Annotated in this window: 20 protein-coding genes; 17 read left to right on the forward strand and 3 right to left on the reverse strand. The window is 45.9% G+C overall.

Annotated features, from left to right (window positions below):
• The first annotated feature begins 9 nt into the window (after window positions 1-9).
• The 9 genes from atpA (at window position 10) to fabZ (ending at window position 8,813) form a co-directional block, all read left to right on the forward strand.
• Window positions 10-1,518, forward strand: coding sequence for a F0F1 ATP synthase subunit alpha (gene atpA, locus IRE19_RS01510; RefSeq protein ID WP_191713561.1), 1,509 nt, complete (start codon window positions 10-12; stop codon window positions 1,516-1,518).
• Window positions 1,519-1,690: 172 nt separating this feature from the next.
• A complete protein-coding gene (gene atpG, locus IRE19_RS01515) occupies window positions 1,691-2,548 on the forward strand; it encodes an ATP synthase F1 subunit gamma (protein ID WP_191713562.1) in 858 nt (285 codons plus the stop codon).
• 107 nt (window positions 2,549-2,655) lie between these two features.
• Window positions 2,656-4,071, forward strand: a complete 1,416-nt coding sequence (gene atpD / locus IRE19_RS01520; protein WP_191713563.1) for a F0F1 ATP synthase subunit beta — start codon at window positions 2,656-2,658, stop codon at window positions 4,069-4,071.
• Between the two features lie 24 nt (window positions 4,072-4,095).
• A complete protein-coding gene (locus tag IRE19_RS01525) occupies window positions 4,096-4,500 on the forward strand; it encodes a F0F1 ATP synthase subunit epsilon (protein ID WP_191713564.1) in 405 nt (134 codons plus the stop codon).
• 417 nt (window positions 4,501-4,917) lie between these two features.
• Window positions 4,918-5,151 carry a DUF1146 family protein gene (locus IRE19_RS01530; RefSeq protein ID WP_203339063.1) on the forward strand — a complete coding sequence of 78 codons (234 nt, stop codon included), beginning with the start codon at window positions 4,918-4,920 and terminating at the stop codon, window positions 5,149-5,151.
• A 350-nt stretch (window positions 5,152-5,501) separates the two neighbouring features.
• Entirely contained in the window at window positions 5,502-6,800 is a 1,299-nt protein-coding gene (gene murA / locus IRE19_RS01535; protein ID WP_191713566.1) for a UDP-N-acetylglucosamine 1-carboxyvinyltransferase, read from the forward strand.
• 195 nt (window positions 6,801-6,995) lie between these two features.
• Window positions 6,996-8,030: a rod shape-determining protein gene (locus IRE19_RS01540; RefSeq protein WP_284700298.1), complete on the forward strand. Its 1,035-nt coding sequence runs from the start codon at window positions 6,996-6,998 to the stop codon at window positions 8,028-8,030.
• Window positions 8,031-8,098: 68 nt separating this feature from the next.
• The gene (locus tag IRE19_RS01545) at window positions 8,099-8,359 is read left to right on the forward strand and encodes a DNA-directed RNA polymerase subunit beta (RefSeq protein ID WP_191713568.1); all 261 of its coding nucleotides are present in this window, start codon (window positions 8,099-8,101) and stop codon (window positions 8,357-8,359) included.
• 16 nt (window positions 8,360-8,375) lie between these two features.
• The gene (gene fabZ / locus IRE19_RS01550; protein WP_191713569.1) at window positions 8,376-8,813 is read left to right on the forward strand and encodes a 3-hydroxyacyl-ACP dehydratase FabZ; all 438 of its coding nucleotides are present in this window, start codon (window positions 8,376-8,378) and stop codon (window positions 8,811-8,813) included.
• 115 nt (window positions 8,814-8,928) lie between these two features.
• Here the strand turns inward: fabZ and IRE19_RS01555 are convergent, their stop codons facing one another.
• Window positions 8,929-9,366: a YwpF family protein gene (locus tag IRE19_RS01555; RefSeq protein WP_191713570.1), complete on the reverse strand. Its 438-nt coding sequence runs from the start codon at window positions 9,364-9,366 to the stop codon at window positions 8,929-8,931.
• A gap of 292 nt (window positions 9,367-9,658) precedes the next feature.
• Between IRE19_RS01555 and IRE19_RS01560 the strand changes: the two genes are divergently transcribed.
• Window positions 9,659-10,069: a single-stranded DNA-binding protein gene (locus IRE19_RS01560; RefSeq protein WP_203339065.1), complete on the forward strand. Its 411-nt coding sequence runs from the start codon at window positions 9,659-9,661 to the stop codon at window positions 10,067-10,069.
• Window positions 10,070-10,094: 25 nt separating this feature from the next.
• The gene (locus IRE19_RS01565; protein WP_191713572.1) at window positions 10,095-10,238 is read left to right on the forward strand and encodes a hypothetical protein; all 144 of its coding nucleotides are present in this window, start codon (window positions 10,095-10,097) and stop codon (window positions 10,236-10,238) included.
• A gap of 480 nt (window positions 10,239-10,718) precedes the next feature.
• On the opposite strand, the gene IRE19_RS01570 is transcribed toward IRE19_RS01565, so the two are convergent.
• Both IRE19_RS01570 and IRE19_RS01575 read right to left on the reverse strand, forming a co-directional pair.
• A complete protein-coding gene (locus IRE19_RS01570) occupies window positions 10,719-13,442 on the reverse strand; it encodes a DEAD/DEAH box helicase (protein WP_203339066.1) in 2,724 nt (907 codons plus the stop codon).
• Window positions 13,439-14,971 carry a hypothetical protein gene (locus IRE19_RS01575; protein ID WP_203339067.1) on the reverse strand — a complete coding sequence of 511 codons (1,533 nt, stop codon included), beginning with the start codon at window positions 14,969-14,971 and terminating at the stop codon, window positions 13,439-13,441. The genes IRE19_RS01570 and IRE19_RS01575 overlap by 4 nt, the downstream gene beginning before the upstream one ends.
• A gap of 197 nt (window positions 14,972-15,168) precedes the next feature.
• On the opposite strand from IRE19_RS01575, the gene IRE19_RS01580 reads away from it, so the two are divergent.
• From IRE19_RS01580 to IRE19_RS01605, 6 genes are all read left to right on the forward strand, one after another.
• Entirely contained in the window at window positions 15,169-15,540 is a 372-nt protein-coding gene (locus IRE19_RS01580; protein WP_203339068.1) for a hypothetical protein, read from the forward strand.
• A gap of 359 nt (window positions 15,541-15,899) precedes the next feature.
• A complete protein-coding gene (locus IRE19_RS01585) occupies window positions 15,900-16,370 on the forward strand; it encodes a transcriptional regulator (protein WP_203339069.1) in 471 nt (156 codons plus the stop codon).
• A 508-nt stretch (window positions 16,371-16,878) separates the two neighbouring features.
• The gene (locus tag IRE19_RS01590; protein WP_203339070.1) at window positions 16,879-17,703 is read left to right on the forward strand and encodes a M55 family metallopeptidase; all 825 of its coding nucleotides are present in this window, start codon (window positions 16,879-16,881) and stop codon (window positions 17,701-17,703) included.
• Window positions 17,704-17,782: 79 nt separating this feature from the next.
• Entirely contained in the window at window positions 17,783-18,706 is a 924-nt protein-coding gene (locus IRE19_RS01595; RefSeq protein WP_203339071.1) for a S66 peptidase family protein, read from the forward strand.
• A 27-nt stretch (window positions 18,707-18,733) separates the two neighbouring features.
• Window positions 18,734-19,672: a C40 family peptidase gene (locus IRE19_RS01600; protein ID WP_203339072.1), complete on the forward strand. Its 939-nt coding sequence runs from the start codon at window positions 18,734-18,736 to the stop codon at window positions 19,670-19,672.
• 151 nt (window positions 19,673-19,823) lie between these two features.
• Window positions 19,824-20,054 (forward strand): DUF2187 family protein, encoded by a 231-nt coding sequence (locus IRE19_RS01605; RefSeq protein WP_225218304.1) that lies wholly within the window; start codon window positions 19,824-19,826, stop codon window positions 20,052-20,054.
• Window positions 20,055-20,281: the final 227 nt, after the last annotated feature.

Genomic DNA, 20,281 nt, shown 5'->3' on the forward strand with positions numbered 1-20,281 from the left:
GTGACATACATGAGCATCAAAGCTGAAGAGATCAGCGGTCTGATCAAACAACAGATTGAAAATTATCAATCAGAGATGAAAGTTGACGACGTTGGTACAGTAATCACCATTGGTGATGGTATCGCGCGCGCTCATGGCCTCGACAACGTCATGGCTGGAGAACTTGTAGAGTTCTCAACTGGTGTCCTTGGTATGGCGCAAAACTTGGAAGCCAACAACGTTGGTATCATTATCCTTGGCCCGTACACAGACATTAAAGAAGGCGATGAAGTACGTCGGACTGGCCGTATTATGGAAGTACCGGTAGGACATGAACTTATCGGACGCGTAGTAAATCCACTTGGACAACCTGTTGACGGTCTTGGGCCGATCAACACGACAAAATCACGTCCAATTGAAAGCCCTGCACAAGGGGTTATGGCCCGTAAATCGGTTCATGAACCACTTCAAACAGGGATCAAAGCGATCGATGCACTTGTGCCGATCGGTCGTGGACAGCGTGAATTGATCATCGGTGACCGCCAGACAGGTAAAACTTCTGTAGCGATCGATACGATCTTGAACCAAGCTGACCAAGATATGATCTGTATCTATGTAGCTATCGGACAAAAAGAATCTACTGTACGTAACGTAGTAGAAACTTTCCGTAAAAACGGAGCACTTGATTACACAATCGTTGTAACAGCTTCTGCTTCACAGCCTGCTCCATTGCTGTTCCTTGCTCCTTATGCAGGTATCACAATGGCAGAGGAATTCATGTTTGAAGGCAAGCACGTGTTGATCGTCTATGATGATTTAACAAAACAAGCATCTGCTTACCGCGAACTTTCACTATTGCTTCGTCGTCCGCCAGGCCGTGAAGCTTATCCAGGGGATGTCTTCTACTTGCATTCACGCCTTCTTGAGCGTGCTGCGAAGTTGAACGAAACTCTAGGAGCAGGATCTATCACAGCATTGCCGTTCGTTGAAACGCAGGCTGGCGATATCTCTGCATACATTCCAACAAACGTTATCTCGATTACGGATGGCCAGATTTTCCTTCAATCGGATCTATTCTTCTCAGGTGTACGCCCAGCGATCAACGCCGGTCTTTCTGTATCACGTGTTGGTGGTTCAGCTCAGATCAAAGCAATGAAAAAAGTTGCGGGTACATTGCGTCTTGACTTGGCTTCTTTCCGTGAACTTGAGTCATTCTCTCAGTTCGGTTCTGACCTTGATGCGGCAACAGCTGCTAAGATCGAACGCGGAAAACGTACAGTTGAAGTCTTGAAGCAAGATTTGAACAATCCGATCAAAGTTGAAAAACAAGTTGTTATTTTCTATGCGTTGACTCGTGGATTCCTAGACGACATCGCTATCAACGACATTTCTCGCTTTGAAGCTGAATTGACAAGCTGGTTGGATTCGAACCACACAGAAATTTTGGATACTATTCGTACAACTCAAGGTTTACCTGCTGATGACGCATTCGGTGCAGCGATCAATGAATTCAAACGCACTTTCGCAAAATCAGAGTAAAGAGAAACTGTATTCAGTTAAGGTTTTTGCCTTACTGAATGCTGGTTGATCCAATCGGATTTTACCGGTCAGTCCATCTCCTGCATATCAATGCGGGAGACATACTGCCCGTTAAACCGGGGGAATCGCTGAGTCGAATATGAAGAAAAAATAATAGGGTGGTGAAATACCAGTGGCATCTTTACGCGATATAAAAACACGAATAACGTCAACCAAGAAAACGAGCCAGATTACACGAGCCATGCAAATGGTTTCGGCATCTAAACTAAGCCGTGCGGAAGTGAATGCGAAAGCATTCGTTCCCTACATGAATAAAATACAGGACGTGGTGGCATCCATCGCAGCCGGGTCTACGGACACCAGCAACCCGATGATGATTGCCCGCCCTGTAAAGAAAACAGCTTATTTAGTAATCACATCGGATCGTGGCCTTGTAGGCGGATATAACAGTAATATTCTTCGTACTGTCATGAGCAGAATCCGTGAACGGCATACATCCAATGACGACTTTGTTATCCTGAGCGTTGGCCGGAAAGGGAAGGAATTCTTTGCGAAGCAAGGAATGACGATTCTTGAAAGTGCAATTGCACTTCCGGACCATCCGACGTTTTCGGATATTAAAGAATTAACGCGCAAAGCTGTTGGTATGTTCGCAGATGGGACATATGATGAAGTTTATATGTACTATAATCACTTTGTTTCAGCTATTCAACAAGAAGTTACAGAGAAAAAAGTCTTACCGCTGACGGATATTCAACCGACCGGATCAACTGCATCTTACGAGTTCGATCCTTCAGCAGAAGCGATTTTGGAAGTTCTTCTTCCTCAATATGCGGAAAGCTTGATCTTTGGAGCCGTTCTTGATGGCAAAGCAAGTGAACATGCTGCATCCATGACAGCAATGAAGAGCGCGACTGATAATGCGTCTGATTTGATTAATGGACTGACACTTCAATACAACCGTGCACGCCAAGCAGCAATCACTCAGGAAATTACAGAGATTGTCGGCGGAGCAGCTGCACTGGAATAAAAAATAGCGGAAGTGCCCATACAAATGGGCGCGGAAGCCTACTGAAAAAAATACTGAAAACTTCCGTGATCGGAAGTTTTTAAAAAAGTAAGACAGGAGGGAACAGCATGAACACAGGACACGTTCTTCAGGTTATGGGACCGGTTGTAGATGTAAAGTTTGCTGATGGCCAACTTCCAGCTATCTACAACGCCCTAACTGTAAATATTGATCGTCCCGGACAAGCTCAAGTCGTTTTGACGCTTGAAGTGGCTCTTCACCTTGGTGACGATTCAGTCCGTACAATCGCGATGGAATCTACTGATGGACTGCAACGTGGTTCAGTAGTAACTGACTTGGGCAGAGCAATTTCTGTTCCAGTTGGAGATGTAACATTAGGCCGAGTATTTAACGTACTTGGTGAAATTATCGACTTAGGGGAAGAAATTCCTGCAACAGAGCGCCGTGATCCGATTCACCGCTTAGCACCTACGTTCGAGCATCTTTCCACAGAAGTTGAAATTCTTGAAACAGGTATCAAAGTTGTTGACTTGCTTGCCCCTTACATCAAAGGCGGTAAAATCGGTCTCTTCGGTGGTGCCGGTGTAGGTAAAACAGTTCTTATCCAGGAATTGATTAACAACATCGCTCAAGAACACGGTGGTTTATCCGTATTCGCTGGTGTTGGTGAACGTACGCGCGAAGGAAATGACTTGTACTTTGAGATGAGCGATTCTGGCGTTATCAAGAAAACGGCAATGGTTTTCGGCCAAATGAACGAGCCGCCTGGTGCACGTATGCGTGTTGCCTTGACTGGTTTGACTATGGCAGAATACTTCCGTGACGAACAAGGCGCGGACGTTCTTCTTTTCATCGACAACATCTTCCGCTTTACTCAAGCAGGGTCTGAAGTATCAGCACTTCTTGGCCGCATGCCATCAGCTGTTGGTTACCAACCGACACTTGCTACTGAAATGGGCCAATTGCAGGAACGTATCACAACTACAAGCACAGGTTCAGTAACGTCTATCCAAGCGATTTACGTACCAGCCGATGACTATACGGATCCGGCTCCGGCTACAACTTTCGCTCACTTGGATGCGACAACTAACCTTGAGCGTAAACTTTCTGAGATGGGTATTTACCCAGCGGTGGATCCTTTGGCTTCAACTTCTCGTGCATTGTCACCTGAAATTGTTGGCGAAGAACATTACAATATCTCACGTGAAGTTCAAGAAACGCTTCAACGCTACAGAGAATTACAAGATATCATTGCAATCCTTGGTATGGATGAGTTAAGCGATGAAGACAAGCTGACGGTTAACCGTGCACGCCGCGTCCAAAACTTCCTTTCTCAGAACTTCCACGTTGCTGAACAGTTCACAGGCCAAAAAGGTTCTTATGTTCCAGTTCAAGAAACGATCAAAGGATTCCGTGGAATTCTTGATGGAAACTATGACCACTTGCCAGAAGATGCTTTCCGTTTGGTCGGACGCATTGAAGATGTTATTGCAAAAGCAAAAAGCATGGGCGTAGAAGTCTAAAACCAGGGACCAGGAGGGAAAAAAATGAAGACCATTACAGTCAATATTGTCACTCCCGACGGCCCGGTATACGATTCAGAAGTATCTATGGTTATTGCAGTTACAGCAACAGGCGAAATGGGCGTTTTGCCCGGCCACATTCCGACAGTCGCTCCTCTTGGAATCGGTGCAGTCCGATTGAAAAAAGAGAACTCGACAGAATTGGTTGCTGTAAACGGTGGATTTCTTGAAATCCGCCCTGAAAAAGTGACCATTCTTGCACAATCGGCTGAACGCGCAACAGACATCGATCTGGCACGCGCTCAGGAATCCGCTAAACGTGCAGAAGCACTCTTACAGGCTAATAAAGATGAAATCGACTTTAAACGTGCAGAATTGGCGTTAAAACGTGCGATGAATCGTATCAACGTTTATGAGGGTAATGTTTAAATAAAAGCATAAGCGGCCGTGTAGATTCGACGGGGATAAGACGCACTGGCGAAGCGGCGTTCTTTGCCGTATAGCCAGGGTGGCTTGTGACCCTAGAATCTGGGCGCTGAAGCTGGACAATAAAGAAAAGCATAAGCGGCCGTTCGGCTCCTGCAGGATTTAAGCCTAAGGAGTTGGCCACTGAAGCTGGATATTTAAAAAAGTGTAGGCAAAAGCGGGCAGAAGGGCAATTGACTTTTGTCCGCTTTTTCTATTTCTTATAGATTGGATTTAGTTCTGTAGTTCTACAGAACGAGGATACTGAGATTTTCAAAAGCTGACAACTGATCAGCTAGGAAATTTCCTCGCATGGGTCATCAAGCGATTAACGGGATTCACATCACTGAATAACTGACATTTTATGAAAGGGTGCATCAGATGGAAACCATGATTGGGCAAACGGCTTTGATTTCAATCTTCAGCCACATATTCTTTACCGGTGTTGCTTTTTATGCGATGCGTGCTGTCATGTTCGAAAAATGGATTCATAAGCATCATGTACTTCAAGCACAAATTCTTTATATTTTTATTAGCATTGCAATCGGGACCATGGTATCTACTTTTTTCCTAAATATTTCATCTTGGTCGCGGCAATTGCCTTATCTTTTTTAAAATTGCCGTTTTGCCATGGCTTTGAACCTCACGGCTATGGCAAAACGGCAAATCTTTATTTCCAGGGAAATAAAATTTCGTATAAGGTTTAATGGTTCTAATGAGGGGAAAAGGTCTACTAGTTGATTTTTAAAACGTGACTTTTTTCCTTTAGCGGACATAAAAACGGAAAACTTTTCGAACAATGTATTGTCCCATGAGATGAATAGCACAAAATGAGAGTAAAGTTGCTTGTTTTTTACTAAAAAACAGGGTAGGATGAGTAAGGTTTTGTTTCTAAATAATGACATTGGACTTTAACGTATATGGGATACATATAGATGACTATTAAACACATGGAGGGCATATCAGTGGATCAAATTATTGTAAAAGGCGGCCAAAAATTAAAAGGGAAAGTACGGGTCGAGGGTGCTAAAAATGCAGTTCTTCCGGTATTAGCTGGAGCGCTATTGGCTTCAAAAGGAAAGAGCATCATTAAAGAGGTACCGAATTTAGCAGACGTCTACACGATTCAGGAGGTTTTGAGAAGTCTGAATGTGCAGGTTGAGTATTTTCCTGAAAAAAATGAAATGCTGATCGATTCTTCAGCAACATTATCAAGCGAAGCTCAATTCGAATATGTACGCAAAATGCGTGCTTCGATTTTGGTGATGGGACCAGTTCTTGCGCGTAATGGATTTGCTCGTGTAGCTTTGCCAGGCGGATGTGCAATAGGATCACGCCCGATTGACCAACACCTAAAAGGGTTTGAAGCAATGGGTGCAAGCATTACTTTCGGAAACGGCTTTGTGGAAGCTAAAACAACTGGACGTTTGCGCGGAGCAAAAATCTATTTGGATTTCCCAAGTGTCGGCGCAACTGAAAACATCATGATGGCTGCCGCTTTGGCAGAAGGTACTACATTAATCGAAAACGCTGCAAAAGAACCGGAAATTGTTGATGTTGCAAACTACATCAACGAAATGGGCGGCCGCGTAATCGGTGCTGGAACAGATACAATGCGCATTGAAGGTGTAGAAGAATTACATGGTGCAGAGCATTATATCATTCCTGACCGTGTGGAGGCCGGCACATTCATGGTTGCTGCTGCAATCACTGAAGGCGATGTAATCATTGAGAATGCCGTTCCTGAACATATGACGGCGTTGATCTCCAAAATGGGGGAAATGGGTGTAGACATTCAGGAGACAGAAGAAGGATTGCGCATCCGTGCAAACCGTCCACTTCGCTCGATCGACATCAAAACCATGCCGCATCCAGGCTTCCCGACGGACATGCAATCACAGATGATGTCATTGATGCTGACTGCCAAAGGCAACGGCATTTTGACAGAAACCGTTTTTGAAAATCGCTTTATGCACGTGGAAGAATTCCGCCGCATGAACGCAACGGTTAAAATCGAAGGGCGTTCTGTTATTATGGAAGGACCATCTGATCTGCAAGGTGCAGAAGTTGCAGCAACCGATTTGAGAGCTGCTGCTGCCTTGATTTTAGCTGGACTGGCTGCAGAGGGCATCACTCGTGTTAATGAACTTTATCATTTAGATCGCGGATACGTTAACTTCCACGGAAAATTGGCAGCATTGGGCGCTGATATTGAGCGCGTGTCAGTTGAACAGGCAGAAACGAAAGTCGAGCAATTGGTCTAATCTATTCTTCATAGGCTTGCGGCGCTGGTTTACAGCTCCGTAAGCCTTTTTAATTGCAGGAGCTGAATCCAGGGATTTTTGTCAATGAGATCCTGACTGTGATAAACTATTCAGTTAAGAGAATCATTTAATCAATACATATGCTGTAGAAAAATTAATTCAACAGGATAGATGGTAGAAAAGGAGTGCGGCTTGATGTTTTCTAAAGATATAGGAATTGATTTAGGGACAGCAAATGTCCTGATCTATGTAAAAGGCAAAGGAATCATCTTGAATGAACCTTCTGTAGTGGCGATGGACCGGAAGACGGAGGAAGTGCTGGCTGTCGGCACAGAAGCGCGCAAAATGATGGGCAGAACGCCAAAGCATATTGTGGCGGTCCGGCCATTGAAGGATGGCGTCATCCACAACTTTGACGTTACCGAAGCGATGCTGAAACATTTTATGCATATCCTAAAGCTGAAAGGGTTTATGACCAAACCGCGCATCTTAATTTGTTGTCCGACGAATATCACGAGCATTGAACAAAATGCTATTCGCGAAGTGGCCGAAAAGGCAGGCGGTAAAAAAGTCTATGTCGAAGTCGAGCCGAAAGTGGCAGCCATCGGAGCAGGCCTGGATATCTATCAGCCGAATGCCAGCATGGTCATCGATATCGGCGGCGGCACGACGGATGTCGCAGTATTATCTATGGGAGACATTGTCACAAGCGAAACGATAAAAACGGCTGGAGATTCATTTGATCGACAGATTATGAAATACGTCAAAGACCACCATAAGCTGTTGATCGGTGAAAAAACCGCGGAAAAAATTAAAGTTGAAGTTGGGACAGCGTTAAAACATACGGAAGCCAAAGAAATAGAAATCCGGGGGCGCGATATCCTGACTGGTTTTCCCCGGACGCTGAAGATCAACTCCATGGAGATTGGGGAAGCATTGAAAGAATCCGTCAATTCAATTGTTGAAGCGGCGCGGATGGTTTTGGAAAAGACCCCGCCGGAACTGGCTTCAGATATAATTGAAAGCGGAGCCGTTCTTACGGGCGGAGGTGCACTGCTTGATGGGTTAGATAAGCTGCTGGCTACCCGATTGCAGATTCCTGTGTCCATTGCAGAAAATCCATTGGAATGTGTCGCATTGGGAACTGGACTGATGCTGGAAGCAAAAGAAAACATTTTCCGGAAAAGCAAACAAAGACAAATAGCTGATGCCAAAAACCGGACATTTTAGTATAATGACTAGACATGAGCTTTGCCCGATAGCCGGGAATCCAGCAGAAAGAAAGGTTGACGGAGTGAATGGCTGAACTGAAAAAGAATTTTTCTCTTCGGAAAAAAGCCGATAAAGAAAAAGACACACAGGGCGCTGAAAAGACGTGGTGGGTGCAAATTCGTCTGTTTCCGATATGGCTCCGTATTCTCATTGTAATTGCTTTGGTTGCGTTAGCAGCCGTTCTAGGGGCAATGGTGGGATTTGGCGTCATTGGCGACGGAAAGCCTGCTGATGCGCTGAAATGGGAAACCTGGCAGCACATATTTGATATCATGAGCGGAAAGTGAAGAGGAGATGAATCGATTGTTGACAACAGAACAAATTCAAGCAATTTTACCACATCGTTACCCATTTTTGATGGTGGATCGAATTCTGGAAATTGAAGCCGGCAAGAAAGCGGTCGGCCTGAAAAACGTATCAGCGAATGAAGACTTTTTCAATGGCCATTTCCCGGGTTATCCGGTAATGCCCGGTGTCTTGATTGTGGAAGCATTGGCACAGGTTGGAGCTGCAGCTGTACTTCAGCTGGACGCCAATAAAGGCCGTTTGGCATTTTTCACCGGAATCGACAATTGCCGCTTTAAACGGCAGGTAGTTCCAGGCGATCAATTGCGTCTGGAAGTTGAATTGACAAAACTGCGCGGGTCAATGGGCAAAGGCCATGCAATTGCCACTGTCGACGGAGAACTTGCTTGCGAATGCGACATTTTGTTCGCATTGGGTCCAGTTGCTGAGAAATAATAGATCAATGAAAATAAAGAGCTGTTCCGAAAGTCAAACCTGACTTTCGGAACAGCTCTTTTACTATAGGCTTTGAAATTTATCCTGTTTTTCCGGACAGTGGGTATGAAGAAACTTATGACTTGGCTTCATCTTTTCGCAGGCCAGGGCGCGTACGCATGTCGGTTTCAAAGCGTTCCAACAATTCCTGTCCTTCAAGACCGTCTTCAAGCAGTTCTGAAAGAAGTGTTTCTGCGTATTTTCGGCGGGCCCGTTTCAATGTGCCTTTCATCAATACGGAGGCATGGTCCCCGATGATCTTCACTTTGCGGACAACCACTTCAAAAGGGGCAGGTTCGTTTCCGGGGTAGGAAATGACAACCTGTACATCGATTGTTTCCTCGGAATTCTTCAGTTTTTCAAAGATATCCAGGTGCTGAATGTCAACCAGCATTTCAAGGATCCATGAGCGGTCTTTGTTTTCCTGGTTGATGATGAGGCCGTCATGCACCGGATAATCGGTGACTTGATCGTCTTTTTCAATTCCCAATGACAGCATATTAAATGTTTTCATGCGGCAATGCCTCCAATACTAGCTTTGTTTCAGTATAGCATAAGCACGAATTGGCAAGCGAACGGAAAAAGAGGATGTAAAAAAACTGGAATACTATCAAAATCCAGTTTTGATTGGAGCTGTATTTGGATGAAAAGACGCTGAACCTTGCCATTCACAGGAAGAAAAAAAGTTTACTCATGCTTCAAAAATGAAATATGACAGCTCAAAAGCTGCTAAAAATAATTTTTCCGGTTTTGCAAAGAATTCAATCTTCTTAGTATGCTTCAAGTAAGCGAAAGGAGGTGAGAAAATGAACCAAGTCGGAATTGTAGGACGCTTAACCAAAGATCCAACCATGCGCGTATTGAATGAAGGGCGGGTACATACTTCCTTCATTGTCGCAGTTTCCCGGAACTATAAAAACCAGAAAGGAGAAACCGAAACAGATTACGTTCTTTGCTCAACATGGGGCAAGCCAGCCCATAATGTCTCGAAATACTGCATTAAAGGATCACTTGTCGCCGTTACGGGCCGTCTGCAGTCACGTTCGTATGATAAAGAAGACGGGACACGCATCTATGTGACAGAAGTCCTTGGCGACCAGATCCGCTTCCTCGACAGAAGAAAACCACAAGAAGAAACCGCCCCTCAGCAGGAATCACCGCAGTCTGATGCAGACTTCGATTTCCAACCGCCAGGGACGGAACAAGTAAACGTATAGCCATCAAAAAAGGAGGCACTTAGCGATGCCAAAGGATGTACAGCTGCAACTGGAAGTGCATATGGAGCAATTGATCCGATTGACCGCCTTGCTCCATCAGCGCTTGGCAGAGGCGGAGCGGGAACTAAGTGAACTGAAATCGATCTTCCGTTCCGTCCAAAAAGGGTAAAGTTTCACGTCTAAAAGGGGAATCCGGCCAGGTGGGGACCTGGCCGGATTATTTGAAATCATATTAAGTTATATGAATTGAACTAAAGAATTTACCTTTCAGTTCAATCAGGAGTGAAGAAATGAAGATAAGGTTCCAGGCGGACGCTTTCCGCGGACGAAGCTAGCGCAATGATGCAGGAACATATCTTTGACCCTTCGCAGCCTTCCACTCTTTCTTCTAATTGTCTTCAAAAAATTAATTGTCAGGATATGGAGCAAACCAGTGGAGACTCCCACGGGAGCAGCGCAGCGACATCTGAGAAATCCACTCGGGTGATTAGCCCGAGTTAGTTCGGCGCAAGCCCTTGCAGCTGACATCGCAACGTCCTGTCGCACCAGCTGTATGACCCGCATCCTGCGGGCCTGAAAGCGTAGCTGGTTTGCGGAATATCCATAAGAGAATCGTTATTGGTATAGATTATTAGGTTAATTTATCTAGTTATAGCGAATACGTGAACAATTCCTTCAAGTCGTTGTCTGACAGATCGGTCATCCACTGGCTGGACTGAATAAACTCTTCAGACATCGATTGCTTTTGCACCAGCAGGGAATCGATTTTCTCTTCGATTGTCCCGATGGTCACAAATTTATGGACATGGACAAATTGAGTCTGGCCAATGCGGTAAGCACGATCAGTCGCCTGGTTTTCAACAGCAGGGTTCCACCATCTGTCCGCGTGGAGAACGTGTGTCGCAGCCGTTAAGTTCAGGCCGGTGCCACCCGCCTTCAGCGATAGGATGAAGATCGGGAATTTGCCGGCTTGGAAAGAAGCCACCAGGGAATCACGCTGCTGTTTCGGCATACTGCCTGTCAAGAACGGCACTTCATGGCCATACAGCTCATTGATGGCCTGCTGCAATAGATGCCCCATACCGATGTATTGTGTAAAGATCAAACATTGTTCCCCGCGTTCCGCAATTTCCCCGGCCAAGGTCACAATGCGCTCCAGTTTTTGAGAACGGGGCAGAATTTCAGCAGCGTTCGTATACGGCTCTTTTAAATACAGAGACGGATGGTTACATAGCTGCTTCAATTTGCTGAGCATTTTCAACACCAGCCCTTTTTTCTCGAAACCTGTGAGCGTCTCCATTTTCTGCACCGTATCCTGGACGAGCCCTTCGTAAAGAGCGGCCTGTTCCGGTGTCAGTGGACAATATTCCAGCTGTTCCTGTTTTTCTGGCAAGTTCAGTTGAAGGTCCGGATCTTTCTTGGTCCGGCGCAGCAAGAACGGCTGAATCCGCTGACGCAATTTTTCTTTCGTTTCTTCAGAATTATCGCGTTCGATCGGAATCATGAAGTTTTCCTGGAACTGTTTAATGCGGTACAAGTAGCCTTTATTGATGAAATCGAAAATCGACCATAATTCAGACAGCCGGTTTTCAATCGGTGTTCCGGTTAAGGCGATATGATGGTCGCCTTTGAATTTCCGGATGGTCCGCGATTGTTTGGTATACATGTTTTTGATGTTCTGCGCTTCATCGAGTGTAATGCTTGACCAGTGCAGGCTCTGCATTTCCTCGTCGTCAGAAGATGCAATCCCGTATGTCGACAACACGACATCCGGTTTTTCCGCCGCTAAAAAGGCATTGAATTCCTCGCCTTTCGGACGGATGCTGCCATAATGGGTCACCACTTTCAAATCAGGCGCAAAGCGCTCCAATTCTTTTTGCCAGTTGCCAAGCACCGAAGTCGGGCAGACAATCAGCGATGGCTGATCCGGATTTTTTCCGTGGACATGCAGCAAATAAGTGATCAGCTGAACTGTCTTGCCGAGCCCCATATCATCCGCTAAGCAAAGGCCAAAGCCTTCTTCACGCATGAACACCAAATAATCGAAACCGATTTTCTGGTAAGGCCGCAGCTCCGTCAATAAATTGTTTGGCAGCGGTGTTTCCGGCAAATCACGTTTATCCAATAATTTATCAAGCAAGGTCTTTAAAGATCTATTCAAATGGAATTCCACAAGTGGATCCTCTTCATCCGCTGTTTCATCGAGCATGATTTCCGGTACGTTCTGGAACAACATGTCTTTGATCGTCCAGTCTGCATCTTCGGCTTCTTCGATCATTTTCCGCAGTTGCATCAACAAATTCGAGTCAACGCGCACCCATTCGTTCCCGATGCGAATAAACTCCTTGTTCTCGGAAACAAGACGCTGGAAATCCTGCATGCTCAGTTCATGGCCATTCAATGAAAACTGCCAGTCAAAATTGATGATTTGGTCAAGCCCGACGACCGACGCTTTCTTAATCGGCGAATTGACATTGGCTTTGACGCGGATCTTGGATTCCTGAACGGCTTTTAACCAAGACGGAATCGAGACTTCGACACCGAAAGCCTGAAGAATTTCCGCGTCGTTGCGCAGGAATTCAAGAATTTCGGCATCTGTCCATTCCGCATGATAGAAGCGGTCTTCGTCGAACCTGTCGACAGAAGGGCAGAGGCTTAAGAACAGCGATTGGCGTTTCTTGATGTCTTCTGCAAAGGGACGCCATTTCTCCGGCAATGCTTTGTCGATCGGTTCATCTGCTCGGCGCTTGGAAGGGGACCAGTATACACTGCCCCGTTTCGAACGCATGACCACTTTAAAGGACCAAAATTCATCGGCATCCGGCTCGCTCAGCTGGACAGCGACAACATAGTCATCGGCATCCGCCAAGCCTTCCCAGCCAGCTTCTTGGACAAAGCCTTGAATGTAAGGTAGTTGGCCAACCGATAAGCCTTTTTGGCGCAATTGATGGTGGATCGTATCGGCAAGGAATGTGCGGATTTCTTCATCGCCGTATGTATCGTTGATGGAAATCTCGCCACCGTCAACTGATACATGATCCCATAAAAGAGGATCGTTGAGAGAATCCGCTACTTTACCGGCAAGTTTCAGCCAAGCTTCGTCTTCCGCACGTTGTCCTGCAAATGTTACATAATGATGCGGTTCGCGCTGGAACAGCCGGACAAAATCAGCAGGCGTCACTATCAAATCCAAGCCATCTGTTTGTGCAGTCAATCCGAAAAAGCTGTCTTTGTCCAGAAAATACAAATATGGCTTCCAGATTTCCGGTGGAATCCGGTTGCCGGCTTCATTGGTCGCCTGGATGCGGAAAAGTTCTCCGCGGCTGATCGTTAAATAGTAGAGGCGGCTTCCTTCAGTTTGGAATTGATTCATATCAGATTTCCTTTCTCGATCTCTTCCTGGAGTGCACGCAGGCGTTTATTCTGTGTGCGGATTTCATTGATGTACGCAGTCCAGAACTCCATTTGACCACTTTTCTTGCAGGCAGCTTTCATCTTCTTCCAGATTCGGACGGCCTGCTTGTAGCTCGGACGATTGCGCTCTTCCAAATAAGCCAGCGCATAGCGGTGCAACAAAGGCAGCACGTAATCAGGCGCTGATGACTGCACTTCCTTCAGTCCACATTCCTCTGCAAAGTAAAGAGGAGAGTTATGCAGATGATGCAGTTCGGCCCATTGTTTGTATAAACGCTTTTCGATCAAATACGCCGAATAGGCGGGAAGGCCGTAATGGCCAAATTGTTTGAACAGATCTTCCCAGTCCAATTCACTCAATTCGATCTGTGAAAACAAGCGGCTCAGCGTCCGCACATATTGGTGGCGGTATTGCGTATACAGGCCTTCAAACAGGAAGGTTTTTACGTGCGGCTTAATTGCTGACAATATATTGGCCAGTGCCTGCGGATGATTTTCAGTTTCCGCAAGAACTGCCAGCTCAACCCAGTCATGGGCTTCATTCGGTGAAATTTTCTTGATATCAAGATCTTTCTTTAAACTGATCGCAAAAAAGGCTTTCAGCCGTTCATCGGGATTTTTCAAGGCAGCCAATTCTTCTTCGCGCAACCTGCTGGTGGTGAACAAATTGGTCCAGAACAGCTGATAAAGAGCAAAACGCTGCGAGAACGAACCGTCCTTCACTTCCATGAATTCACGGATGAGTGTCTTTAAGTATTCAAAAAAAGCATCCGCTTCAAATGTCCGGTGCTGGCCACGCAGCTGGCCAAGCAAGTCGCGCAATTCATGCAGTTCGTCATCGAACCAGGTCTTGAAGAACGAATGGTGCACCTCCTGGGTCCCGGAGATGAAGGTAGCCCAGACTTCCGTCAATGAAATGAAATGGGCATAAGTGCGATAAAGCACTTTCCATTCGCGTTCCAAAGGCACATACGACATCGCGTTTTTCAAACGGCCATCGTACATCTGCTCGAAATAAAAATAATTGCGGGTCGTGTAATCCGGAATCGCTTCGCGCCAGACGCTGCGGATCAGTTTTGTCCATTGCTCAGGAGAGCGCTTCTCGGACAATAAGGTCAGCTGCTTGTTCTCAGGCTCGCGCCATGACGCCACCCATTCGGATAACGAACCGATTTTTTGATAAAGGGCAAAAATAACTGCCAAACGGTGGCGGCACATTGTATCCTGCGGACAGGCACAGATGGCCGTCAGTTTATCGAAATTAAGAATGACTTTAACTGCATGCGCGTCTTTAACGACGGCTTCGAGCAACAAGCGCTCTTCGTTGAACGACTGAATCTGCACGCCGTCGTGGCGCACTAAAAAGACTGCTTTTCGAACCATTTCTTCATCCAACGCACGCGTCGGGAGAAGGGATTTGTCGATAGCAGCCATATAATTGTGAATCGTATCTTCGAATCTTTTCGCCAGGGATTGAACCGTAGCCATATGCATCGCCCCAAAATAGACTTTCCCTCTATTATACGACTTTCTAAGGACTCCGTAAACGATGAAGAAAAGTTAATCGGTTTTCGACTCGCAGAATCATTACTTTATTTTCTGATAATCCTTGTTTTATGTAAAGTAAATGGTATTATAAAAGTATAAAAGACCTAATTACAGCGTTTCGGATAGGAGAATGATAGTTGTTCAATTCGTTTGTTTTGGAAATCCCCGACTTACATTCCGTTTTGCAGCCGAAAGACGTGGCAGCATGGGAAGTAGTAGACGCGAGAGCGGACTTGGTGTTTGGCAAAATCAGTTGGCAAATTTCATCAGAAGGTGAATGTTACAGCGTTCACAACCCGCGATTGTTTCCGGACCATCTGGAGCAGGTGCAGGTCGATTTCAAAATGAACAGAATCATCTTTCATAGAAGGCAAATGGGAGATGAAGAATTTCACATGTTGATCGCTTATATTATGGACAAAATATCGATCTACATCAATCCGAACGAAATGCACTTCGTGGTTACTTCACCTCGGCATCGCCACCAACGGACACGTACCAAAAAATAACGAATTCAATTTCTAAAGTCCTTTGACTGTCTCTTCAGGCGGTTGGAGGGCTTTTTGCTGTGAGAGACGTTGATTTTGGGTAATGAAGCGGAGGAAAGAGTCGCTTGAGCTACTTTGAATTGGATGAGACCAACCCCCTTATTCCATTTCACACAGACATTTTAAATTCCGGTTTGAGAAGCAATTTTTTAGCCTTGGAATTATAAAAAAACAATGATTATATGTCGAATTTGTAACAAAATAATAAGCGTAAACGTCTATTATATAAGGAGGTTCTTATGCAATTCTATGTTCGAATAAAGGATTTTATGGTATGATATACGTAATCAGAATATTACAAAAAAATGGGGGTGAGTCAGATGTTGCATGTGAAGCTCATGAAGCCGTTCTACACGAAGAAAGAAGGGCATTTGGTGAAGTTCGTGTTTGCTTATCAGTACTTCTCTATCATGAAAGACGACGAGCTGTTCCATTTCATTCCTGTGGAAGGCAAGGAGATTATCGTCAACCTCAATACGTTCCAAGTTGAAAACCTCTCCGAAGTCTTCGTCTTCCAAAAAGGCAATCGCTTTATTCGCTTACCTCTCTATCAATTGTTGCTCGTGTCGGATATTCACAGACATCTTCAAGCGATCCTGCAGGAAGAAAGAGCGGAGTTGATCGAAGTGAATGAACAAACTCAAAAAGAAGCGGCCGATGCCATTTATTTCTTGGAACAGGAAAACTACAGCCGAATGATCGACGAGGCATTGAGTTCAGGGGACCGTGAAATGTTCGATGCATTGATTGCCCAACAGCGAGAATCACAACAATTATATGGAGGTTTGTAAAGTGAAATCAGCAGCCTATGGATAGTAGCGCCTTTCCGGATAAATGGGGAGGCGTTTTTGTATGGCAAAAAACTGCACATGAAAAGCTCTTTTCCGTTTGAATGGGAAAAGAGCTTTTAGGTTTCTGCGATATTCATAAGTCACCCCTTACATAAGTGTGTAGAAATTGATGAATAGCATAACTGCTGTCGATCCAGCGACTCCGATTGCAAGATCTCCCCAGCCGAGTTCCAGTACTTTGTCAAAATTCATAACGATCCGCTCCTTTTCGATTGGGTTGTGTAAGTGGAAGATCTTACAGGTAAGTTGCAGTGTTTGCTAACTTGTTTTTAGTATAAATGCATCATTCCTAATAAACATCGTACGAAATAACTAAAAATTCTAAAAAATAAAATAAAAAGGTTTTATTTGTCCCGTTTTGCACTAGAACAGCATTTGAACTTATGGGTTGATATTGGTACATTGATTGATAAAAGGCAGTGGAAGTCAGCCGAAAGGGGAATGCCAGATGAAATTTTATTTATCGATGGATATGGAAGGTGTTACAGCTTTGCCGGATTACACTTACGTCGATTCGGCAGAAGCCAATTACGAACGGGGGCGCCGCTTGATGACGGAAGATGCCAACGCCGTCATCCGCGGTGCAGTTGGTGCCGGCGCAACGTCATTTTTGGTCAACGACAGCCATTCGAAAATGAACAACCTCATTGCGGAGGAGCTGTGTGAAGAAGCGGATTTGATCAGTGGAGGCGTGAAAACGTATTCGATGGTCGAAGGGCTGGACAGCAGTTACACCGGTGCTTTTTTTGCCGGCTACCACGCACGCGCTGGACAAAAAGGCGTGATGGCCCATTCTATGATCTTTGCCATCCGATCGATGTGGATCAACGAAGTGGAAATCGGGGAACTGGGATTTAATGCGTACGTGGCGGGTTATCACGGGGTCCCGGTTTTATTGGTAGCGGGAGACGATTGTGCTTGCCGTGAAGCGGAGGCCTTGATCCCGAACGTTACGACAGCGGCAGTCAAAAAATCATTATCGCGTTCAGCCGTTCAGACATTGCACCCGAAAAAAGCCCATATACTTTTGCATGAACAAACCGTTCGTGCCATCGGGAATCGTGCCAATGTCAAACCGCTGGTGCCGCCGGAGTCGCCACTATTGAAAATCGAGTTCACCAATTATGGCGAAGCGGAACTGGCTGCCATGATGCCCGGCTGTCATTTGGAAGAAGGCACGACCATCGTCCATTTTCAGGCGAAAGATATTCTGGAAGCCTACCGGGCTATGCTGGTGATGGCCGAACTCGCCATGCAGGCGAAGTTTTGCTGAATCGTGAGTTGATAATGCTTGAGGCATTTCAGGTTATAATGGGAAAAGCATGAATACAGAAAAAGAGGAGTAGATCATTTTGCGGAAATTGCCAAAACGACTGAAAAAAGGGGATACGGTCGGCATCATTGCGCCTTCCAGTCCACCCAACCAAGAAAACCTGCAAAAAGCATTGCCGTTTTTGGAAGAACTGGGCTTAAAAATCAAACTGGGCAAATCAGTGGATGCGGCCCATGGCTATTTAGCCGGAACAGATGATGAACGTTTGGCTGACCTTCATGCCATGTTTGAGGATCCGGACGTGTCCGGCATCATCTGCGCGGGCGGCGGTTACGGCGCAGCACGTTACGCAGACCGGATCGATTACGCGATGATCATGGAAAATCCGAAAGTGTTCTGGGGATATTCCGACATCACTTTTTTACATACGGCGATCGGGGAATACGCCGAGATGGTGACGTTCCACGGTCCAATGTTGGCATCAGATGTCGGCAAACCGGAATTCCATGAACGCAGCGGCCGCATGTTCGGCCAGTTGTTCGAACCGTTTGAACTGCATTACACAGAAGAAGTGGCGCCGCTTGAAACTTTGGTCGGCGGAATTGCGCAAGGCGAATTGGTCGGCGGCAACTTGTCGCTGATCCGCAGCGCAATCGGCAGCAAGTTCGATTTGGATGTCAAAGGCAAGATTTTATTGATTGAAGACATTGACGAAGAGCCTTATGAAGTGGATGAAATCCTGAACCAATTGCGCATGGCCCGGAAATTCGAGGAAGCGGCAGGCATCGTCATCGGAGATTTCAAAAATGCCAGCCCTAAAAAGCGCAAGCCATCACTGACCTTGGATCAGGTATTCAACGATTACTTCGGCGACTTGAAGATTCCGGTAGTGAAAGGCTTTAAAATCGGCCATTGCGAACCGCATTTCTCTGTTCCGCTCGGCGCACTTGCACGGTTGGATGGCGACGCCAAAACCTTGACCATCCTTCCAGGAGTTGAATGAACGAACAATAGAAACGGAGTGAAGAGTTTGCTGCAGACAGAATCTACGACGTGGGTATGCAGTGTGCCGGTTGCAACTGTTTGGACGGCGCCGGAAAAAGCGCGTCCGGTCGACGCGGAAGGCATTGCAGAAAATCCCGATATCAATAAATGGCTCCAGGAAATGAGCCGTGAAGAAAATAAAGACCTGACCGACAGTGGCCGAATCCAAACACAACTTCTCTATGGGGAGCCTGTGGCAATCGAAGAAGTGGTGGACGGTTGGGCGAAAATTATCGCATTGTGGCAACCGTGCCGCAAAGACGAACGGGGCTATCCGGGGTGGGTCCCGCTGGCTCAACTGAAGGAAGTCGAAGCGCTGACCGAACTTGGCTATGCCCGTGTAACGGCAAATAAAGCCCAGCTATGGACAGAGGGCTTCACACCTTTAAAAGTTGTATCTTTTAATACCTTGCTGCCGGTGAAGGAACTCGGCGACTTCGTCCGATTGCAAACACCGGATGGCGACGCTTTGATCATGTCAGATGCGGTGGAAATTGTCGCCGCTTATAACCAGAGTCCAAAAGGGAGCGGCCTGGACATCGCCAAACTAGGCGCCGGATTTTTGGAACTGCCTTATTTATGGGGCGGCATGTCGAGCTACGGTTATGATTGTTCCGGTTTGACCTATAATTTAATGAAGGCAAATGGCGTCATCATTTCGCGCGATGCTGTTGACCAGGCGCTGGAAGGGCGGGAAATCGACCAGGCCGACCAGAATTCCTGGCATATCGGTGATTTGCTGTTCTTTGCCTATGAAGAAGGAAAAGGGAATCTCCACCACGTTGGGATTTACTATGGCAATGGATTGATGCTGCATTCCCCGACGCCGGGAAAATCGGTGGAAATCATTGAACTGGCCGGCACAAAACACGAAACGGAGTTATGCGCAGTCCGCCGATTCATGAAAATGGAAGACCATGACTAAAGAAGAGATATCCTCTCTATATTTTCCAAATAGCCTGCTGATACCGGCTTTGTGAATAAAATCATTTGGATCGGGTGTTGGCTAAGAGGTGAAATGGGTGGCGAAATGTGTTATAATGTATAGATAGTGTTTTAAAAAGAGAGGCGTGGTAATGATGGCATTCCAACCCCATGAAAAAGAAGTATCAGAATTCGTAGCAGCCCGCTACATTGGCGAATGGATTTCTTTCACTCGCAACGGCGTCGATGTTAACGGCACCATCTTTAAAATTATGGACAACTCGGTGATCGTTGAAATTTCACCAGAAGACGCAAAAGAAATTGGTGCGGCATCCAACATGACCGTAATTTCACATAAGAAATACCGTATTATTGAAGAATAATTCGATGAGAAAGAAGGCTGTTCGCCAAGAGCAGCCTTCTTTTTTTATGGTTTTTGAGTGATTCTGTAAGTAGCTTCGACCGCTCTGGAGTGGGTTTTCGCGATAAGCCAGGCAGAAAAGAGGGAGATTATAGCTTTATAGTGTCTCTATAAATCGCTCGGGCCGCTCTGGAATGGGTTCCCGCGATAAGCCAGGAAGAAAAGGGGGATATAATAGCTTTATAGTGT

Origin of the sequence: Planococcus beijingensis (assembly GCF_016820615.1) — a bacterium.
Taxonomy (GTDB): domain Bacteria; phylum Bacillota; class Bacilli; order Bacillales_A; family Planococcaceae; genus Planococcus; species Planococcus notacanthi.

Bases quoted from the DNA above. Each gene is read 5' to 3' on its own strand.
- atpD (WP_191713563.1), top strand. From the start codon at position 2,656: ATGAACACAGGACACGTTCTTCAGGTTATGGGACCGGTTGTAGATGTA.
- IRE19_RS01605 (WP_225218304.1), top strand. From the start codon at position 19,824: ATGATGGCATTCCAACCCCATGAAAAAGAAGTATCAGAATTCGTAGCA.
- IRE19_RS01585 (WP_203339069.1), top strand. From the start codon at position 15,900: ATGTTGCATGTGAAGCTCATGAAGCCGTTCTACACGAAGAAAGAAGGG.
- IRE19_RS01555 (WP_191713570.1), bottom strand. From the start codon at position 9,366: ATGAAAACATTTAATATGCTGTCATTGGGAATTGAAAAAGACGATCAA.
- IRE19_RS01540 (WP_284700298.1), top strand. From the start codon at position 6,996: ATGTTTTCTAAAGATATAGGAATTGATTTAGGGACAGCAAATGTCCTG.
- IRE19_RS01570 (WP_203339066.1), bottom strand. From the start codon at position 13,442: ATGAATCAATTCCAAACTGAAGGAAGCCGCCTCTACTATTTAACGATC.
- IRE19_RS01525 (WP_191713564.1), top strand. From the start codon at position 4,096: ATGAAGACCATTACAGTCAATATTGTCACTCCCGACGGCCCGGTATAC.
- atpA (WP_191713561.1), top strand. From the start codon at position 10: ATGAGCATCAAAGCTGAAGAGATCAGCGGTCTGATCAAACAACAGATT.
- IRE19_RS01575 (WP_203339067.1), bottom strand. From the start codon at position 14,971: ATGGCTACGGTTCAATCCCTGGCGAAAAGATTCGAAGATACGATTCAC.
- IRE19_RS01590 (WP_203339070.1), top strand. From the start codon at position 16,879: ATGAAATTTTATTTATCGATGGATATGGAAGGTGTTACAGCTTTGCCG.
- IRE19_RS01560 (WP_203339065.1), top strand. From the start codon at position 9,659: ATGAACCAAGTCGGAATTGTAGGACGCTTAACCAAAGATCCAACCATG.
- IRE19_RS01545 (WP_191713568.1), top strand. From the start codon at position 8,099: ATGGCTGAACTGAAAAAGAATTTTTCTCTTCGGAAAAAAGCCGATAAA.
- IRE19_RS01565 (WP_191713572.1), top strand. From the start codon at position 10,095: ATGCCAAAGGATGTACAGCTGCAACTGGAAGTGCATATGGAGCAATTG.
- IRE19_RS01530 (WP_203339063.1), top strand. From the start codon at position 4,918: ATGGAAACCATGATTGGGCAAACGGCTTTGATTTCAATCTTCAGCCAC.